6 protein-coding genes are annotated in these 6000 nt (G+C 42.1%); 2 read left to right on the top strand and 4 right to left on the bottom strand.

The annotated features are described in order from the left end of the window. Positions 1 to 129 precede the first annotated feature (129 nt). Positions 130 to 1035, bottom strand: coding sequence for a LysR substrate-binding domain-containing protein (locus Q1A70_RS08505; protein ID WP_299689004.1), 906 nt, complete (start codon positions 1033 to 1035; stop codon positions 130 to 132). Positions 1036 to 1308: 273 nt separating this feature from the next. On the opposite strand from Q1A70_RS08505, the gene focA reads away from it, so the two are divergent. Beyond that, complete coding sequence (gene focA / locus Q1A70_RS08500; RefSeq protein WP_299689002.1) at positions 1309 to 2760, top strand: formate transporter FocA; 1452 nt, start codon at positions 1309 to 1311, stop codon at positions 2758 to 2760. Positions 2761 to 3272: 512 nt separating this feature from the next. Here focA and Q1A70_RS08495 read toward each other — a convergent pair. From Q1A70_RS08495 to Q1A70_RS08485, 3 genes are all read right to left on the bottom strand, one after another. Continuing rightward, positions 3273 to 3842, bottom strand: a complete 570-nt coding sequence (locus Q1A70_RS08495; protein ID WP_132763107.1) for a YceI family protein — start codon at positions 3840 to 3842, stop codon at positions 3273 to 3275. Continuing rightward, a complete protein-coding gene (locus Q1A70_RS08490) occupies positions 3839 to 4378 on the bottom strand; it encodes a cytochrome b (RefSeq protein WP_299688999.1) in 540 nt (179 codons plus the stop codon). Before Q1A70_RS08490 ends, Q1A70_RS08495 begins: the two co-directional genes overlap by 4 nt. 183 nt (positions 4379 to 4561) lie before the next feature. Then, positions 4562 to 4807: a DUF2164 domain-containing protein gene (locus tag Q1A70_RS08485; RefSeq protein ID WP_299688997.1), complete on the bottom strand. Its 246-nt coding sequence runs from the start codon at positions 4805 to 4807 to the stop codon at positions 4562 to 4564. 275 nt (positions 4808 to 5082) lie between these two features. Between Q1A70_RS08485 and Q1A70_RS08480 the strand changes: the two genes are divergently transcribed. Continuing rightward, on the top strand, positions 5083 to 5718 hold the full coding sequence (locus Q1A70_RS08480; protein WP_299688995.1) for a hypothetical protein: 636 nt from the start codon (positions 5083 to 5085) through the stop codon (positions 5716 to 5718). Positions 5719 to 6000 lie beyond the last annotated feature (282 nt).

Here is a 6000-nt window from a genome sequence, read left to right as displayed (position 1 = left end):
TGTTCTTGGCATGGTATTGGTTATGGTTTTACTTTTGGCGAAGCAAATTATAACTCTTTACCATGCTGTTTAAAAAACACTCACGAAAGATCAACACGCCCTAGTTATTACTGTTTTATCAAATCTACCTTACAGAACCGACCGTTTGCCTTTCATCATGCGCTTGCCTTCACGCTTAATACATTCAGCTAGTGGGTTTTCTGCCATATCGGCACGCCAAATGAATGAAAGCGTACGCTCCATCTCAAGTTCTGGAACATTCAAGGTCACAAGCTGACCTGATTCAACAAACTGCTCGACGTCTAGATAAGGTAAACACGTTAAATATGGGCCGTTTGCTACCAAACTCCTTAAAACAGGAACGTGTTCATACTCTCGCCAAACATCAAGATCACCAATTAAATGATGAATAGAGCTATCAAAAACTTTGCGAGTACCCGAACCGTGTTCGCGTAATACCCACTTCGCTTGCTCTAACTGCGCCAAACTGACACGTTCACGCTTCGCAAACGGATGATGAGCGGATGCAACCACTGTTAAATGGTCCGTACACCACACTTCTTGGTGAACTCGGCTATCGTCACAACGGCCTTCGATAACACCCAAGTCATATTTGTAATCTAATACGCCATCGATAACAGCGTCGGTACTTTGTACTCCGAGTGAGATTCGCATCTCTGGAAAGTTGTTATCAATTATACTGATGAGGTCGGGAACCAAGTGTTCTGCGGGTGTTTGGCTCGCACCTAATTTAAGCTCTCCGCTCAATAAATGCTGCTCATAGAAACCCATTTCAATTTGCTGCGCGTCTTGCAGTAAACGCTTTGCTTTTGGCCTTAGCCACATGCCCCAATGAGTAAGGGCCATTTGCTTGCCCTGCCTTTCAAACAAAGGCCTGCCGAGCATTTTTTCCAACTGTGCAAGAGACATACTTGTCGCTGATTGAGTCAACGCCAACTTGTCTGCTGCAATACTAACACTCCCGGAATCTGCCACTGCATTAAATACCGCGAGTTGCTTTAATGAATAACGCAAAATTCATCCTTAATGCTTTGAATTATTTGTGTCCTGAAGCTCGTTTTTTATCAAGCCGATGCTCAATCGATTTCATTCTACTCGTAACCAAATCTATATCAATAAATTTGATGTGATTTTTAAAAATTATCAATTTTACCTCTAACCCTCAACGCCCTAATCTGGAATGGCAGGACACAACGAGCCCTGCAAAACATTACTGATTAACCATTACGGATTAACCAAGTCATTAACACTAGGAATTACACATGACGGATTGTTTAAGGGGGGGATATGGCAACCAGCACTTCTGAAAATCATCAACTGTTCTCACCAACAGAGATGATGGCGGAAGCAGAGAAGTTTGCATTAAGCAAAGCAAATAAAACCAGCAGCATGACATTGAGTTTGGCAATCATGGCTGGCGCATTCATCGGGCTTGCTTTTCTATTCTACATCACGGTAACCACGGGCAGCGCTGATGCTGGATGGGGGTTGAGTCGCTTAGCCGGCGGTCTTGCATTCAGTATGGGTTTAATCCTGATTGTGATTTGTGGTGGCGAGCTATTTACCAGTTCAGTGCTATCAAGCATCTCATGGGCTAACAAGCAGATTACCTTCACTAAGATGCTGTCTATTTGGGGCAAGGTCTATGTCGGTAACTTTATCGGTGCCATGTTCCTTTTGGCTCTAGTAAGCGCAGCTGGCTTGTATCAATTGGATGGTGGGCAATGGGGTTTAAATGCTCTGAATATTGCTCAACACAAGCTACACCACAGCCCTGTTCAAGCTTTTGCTTTGGGTGTGCTTTGTAACTTATTGGTGTGTTTAGCCATTTGGTTAACGTTCAGCTCTGCTAATGCCATGACCAAAGCCATGATGACCGTATTACCCGTAGCAATGTTCGTTAGCTCAGGCTTTGAGCACTGTGTGGCGAATATGTTCATGGTTCCACTAGGCATAACGATTCAAGCATTCGCACCAGAGAGTTTTTGGCTGCAAATTGGCGCAACACCAGCCCAGTACGCAGACCTAAACATCATGAAATTTGTCACCGCAAACTTGGTGCCAGTAACAATCGGCAACATTGTAGGTGGTTCGGTATTGGTCGGCTTAGCCAATTGGAGCATCTACCGTCGCCCACAACTTAAAGCAGCAAAAATTACTGCAATTACACAAACAACAGAAATTACGTCAGTTAAGGAAATCACTATGAATACAGCAACGACTATCAAGCAAATCATGAACACTCAACCAATTACACTAAGCGTAGAAATGCCTACATCAGTGGCAATTGACTCACTTTTAGACGCTCAACTTGTTAGCGCTCCTGTTTGCGATGTTGAAGGTCGTCTTGTTGGTATCTTCTCTGTTCACGACGTAATGGTTGACCTTTGGTGCCAAGATTACATCCCAACTAAAGGCCAAAAAGTCGTAGACCTAATGAGCCGTGACGTTGTGGCAATCGATGCAAACGACAAGCTAGTTGATGTTGCTGAGTTCCTATGTATCGACAAAGAGCAACTGTACCCTACGACTAGCATGGGCTTCGCAACTCGCCTGACTTCTCTTTCTTTAGAAGAGCGTGCAAAAGCGATGAAGGTGAGCCAACCACATATGCTTCCAGTATTGGAAAACGGTGTGATGGTGGGTGTTCTTACTCGTACTGAGGTGATGCAAGCACTTCGCCCTATCTACGGTGACCGCCTAAACGTGGTTCCAAAAGCGGAACTAGAAACGGCTTAACTGGCTAAGGGTTTAACTTGCAACGGTTTAACTAGGAAGCGTGTAGCTAACGACTGTTTACTAGGAAGTGGTTAGCTAACTAGGACAAGGTTGAACAATTCGGGATTAGTTGTTTGCCTCGAAAATCAGTCATGGCAACGTTGACTGGCTAAAGTAAATGGTGGCTTATACCAATCACAGTAAGTAAGTGATCAAAAATAGCGCAGGAAAAATGCTTGAGAACAAGGCGGGATTTTTCGATAAGTAGTTATTCTACAATCAAAAATTCTAACGCAGTTATCGAGCGTTTTAACAAGCTAGGCTGACCAGTTATTTACTACGATTGGTATTAAAGCGCAACTAAAGGTTTGACACAAAACAGATCGAAACGCGTTACCATTTACCATAATAAAAAGGCGCAAAGTGAATACTTTGCGCCTTTCTCTTTTTCTAACTGTTGCTTTCTAAGTATCTATTTAACTTTTGGTGTTACATAAAAGATTGATACCAGCCAACAATCATCAATAGCTAGATTACTTCTTTACACCTTCAACGTGTAGATCCATATCTACGTAGCTTGAAGCGCCCATTACTGGAATGTTGAAGTCAGCAAGTTCTAGACGAGTTGTACCAACGAAACCAGCACGCTCACCGCCCCATGGGTCTTGACCAGCACCGATGAATTCAGCTTCGATAACGATAGGCTTAGTTACGCCGTGAAGTTTAAGGTCACCCATGACTTCAAGTTTGCCGTCGCCTTTATCAACCACTTTTGTGCTGTTGAATGTTGCGTCGGAGAATTTACCTGCATCAATGAAGTCAGAGCTACGGATGTGCTTGTCACGTTCTGCGTGGTTTGAATCAAGGCTTGTTGTATCAATAGTTACGTTTACTTTTGATGCTTCAACGTTGCTTTCATCAAATGAGAAATCACCTGAGAATGTGTTAAAACGGCCTTGGATAAAGCTGTAACCTAGGTGGCTAACTTTAAAGTTAACTGAAGCATGCGCACCTTTTGTATCAATCACGTAATCAGCGGCGTTCGCAGCGAAAGGCATTGCCATAGCAAATGCTAATCCTGTAGCGATAATTGACTTTTTCATTTTGAAGCTCCTATCATTTTTCGTAGCGTATCGTCTTTGTCGATAACGTGGTGTTTTATTGCTGCTAAGGCATGCACTGAAGCCATAATTATCAGTACCCAAGCAGCGTAATAATGAATCGTTCCTGCGAGATCAGACTGGTTCTCAAACAGTTCACCCAGACTTGGCACGGTAAACCAATTGAACACGTCTATCCCACGGCCATCGGATGTTGAGATCAAATAACCTGAAATAAATAAAACCGCTAAGTTAAGGTACATAAAGCCGTGAGCAACCTTCGCGGCCGCCACTTCATAGCTTTTACCTTCTACTTTAGGTGACGCGGTCACAGACTTCCAAACAAAGCGGATAATGGTCATACCCGCCAAAAGAATGCCTACCGAACGGTGATAGTCTGGCGCGGTTTTATACCACTCGCTGTAGTATGAAAGATCAACCATCCATAGCCCTGCGCCAAATAAGCCAACGATTGTCAATGCTGAAACCCAATGCATTACTCTTGCTAAAAGGTTGTAATTTTTAACGCTGTTTTCCATACATCTCTTCCGAATGTTAACAAGTGGTGCCGTACTGAAAAGCGTACCCCACACCGAGTTCATGCAACATATTATTTACTAAGTTTTACATTGATAACATCATTTCAAATTAAACAAGTTATTCGAATTTTTTGAACAAGTTATTGTTAGATTAAATCGCTTATAAATAAAATTAAATTTCAATTATATTTCAACAATTTGTTCAATTTCATACAGCTCATCGGAGAGGTCCAACATTTTGCGTTCCATGACCTTTTGCGCATCTTGTATCCCCTTGTTGTAATAAACTGCACCAAATTTTTTACTGATGAAGTCAACTAAGAATTCAGTATCAAACTGACCAAGCTCCACATCGAGCTCATCTTGCATGTACTTTTGAAGTGTGTCGCTAAGTTCCGATTTTTGTCTCGAGTCGAGTTCAATGGTCATCAATTTTTCCAAAGATTGGGTAAGTTAAGTCATGTTATTAGCGAAGTCGAATTATGCTAAGTCGCTAGAATTGCACATAATTTAGAATAGAGGCTCGCGCAGCACCAGTACTATCAATCAAAATGCCAGACAATCACTAATTTTGATATCGAGATCAAGAACTGGCACTTTGCTGATAGGTAATAGCCCATTAACTGCCGTATTATTGCCCATCCATAACATAGCCTGTTCGAAACCTAAACCGAAATAAAAGCAAACTTGTATAAGGGGCTTCATTGTTATTAGATCTCGTGATTAAATGCGTTAACCAGTTTCAAGACGATTGCCTAAAACTCTGTGAACACCACTATCCTACCGTACACAATCAAGGTATTAGTGAGCATCACCTAGGCAAAGCTTTTGCACGCCGAATGGAACATACCTTCGTCAGTTTTAATCATGCCAGTAACACCAGCCCACTCGAAATGCTTTGTTCTAGTGACACCCCTCGCCACTTTCGGATCTCATCTGAAATAGGTACCGTTTGGATGATCAGCCACCATATGGTCAGTGCTGGGAAAACCTGTCGTAAAAAGCTGATGCTCGACATTCACAACTGGCAGCAAGAGTATGGATTCGCCATTCAGCCTAATGATCTATTGATTATCGTCTCTGACCATTGGATCAGTCGAAGCAAGAGCAGTGCCGAACTGCTGCATTGGTGGATGGGGGAACTGCCAGATGAGATCAACGAATACAGCCAACAAGGGGTGACGCTAAGAGAAAGCGATTCACAATTTTCTTCCGACTTACACCACAACTTTAAAATTAGCCCATGTTTTATTAAATTTGGTCACCCATTAAAACGTTCAGCTAGTCAGCAATTAGTTCGTAAATACCTGCAACTTTATGCCGTGCTTCAATGGCAGTAAAAATATGGCAACATTTTTTCATTCGATATTAAACGTCAATTTCTAGAGCTCGCTCTCAATATTTTATAAAACCGACCTCATAGTGATTAATTAACGAACTAAAGTAATCTTCAATCAAATCATTGCTTGCTGGATCGTCGAGCATATTTTGAGAGATAGCTATCATTTTGGTTTGAATACAATGCCCAAAGGGCTATAGAACGTTGACCTGCATCCATAAGCTAAGCTTATATCCCCTATTTTTCTCTATTTTTCTCTATTTTTCTCTATTTTAGAGCATCT

Origin of the sequence: uncultured Vibrio sp., assembly GCF_947488985.1 — a bacterium.
In the GTDB taxonomy this organism is placed as follows: domain Bacteria; phylum Pseudomonadota; class Gammaproteobacteria; order Enterobacterales; family Vibrionaceae; genus Vibrio.
The sequence above is the reverse complement of the archived record's forward strand: the minus strand, read 5'-3'. Positions and strand labels throughout refer to the sequence as shown.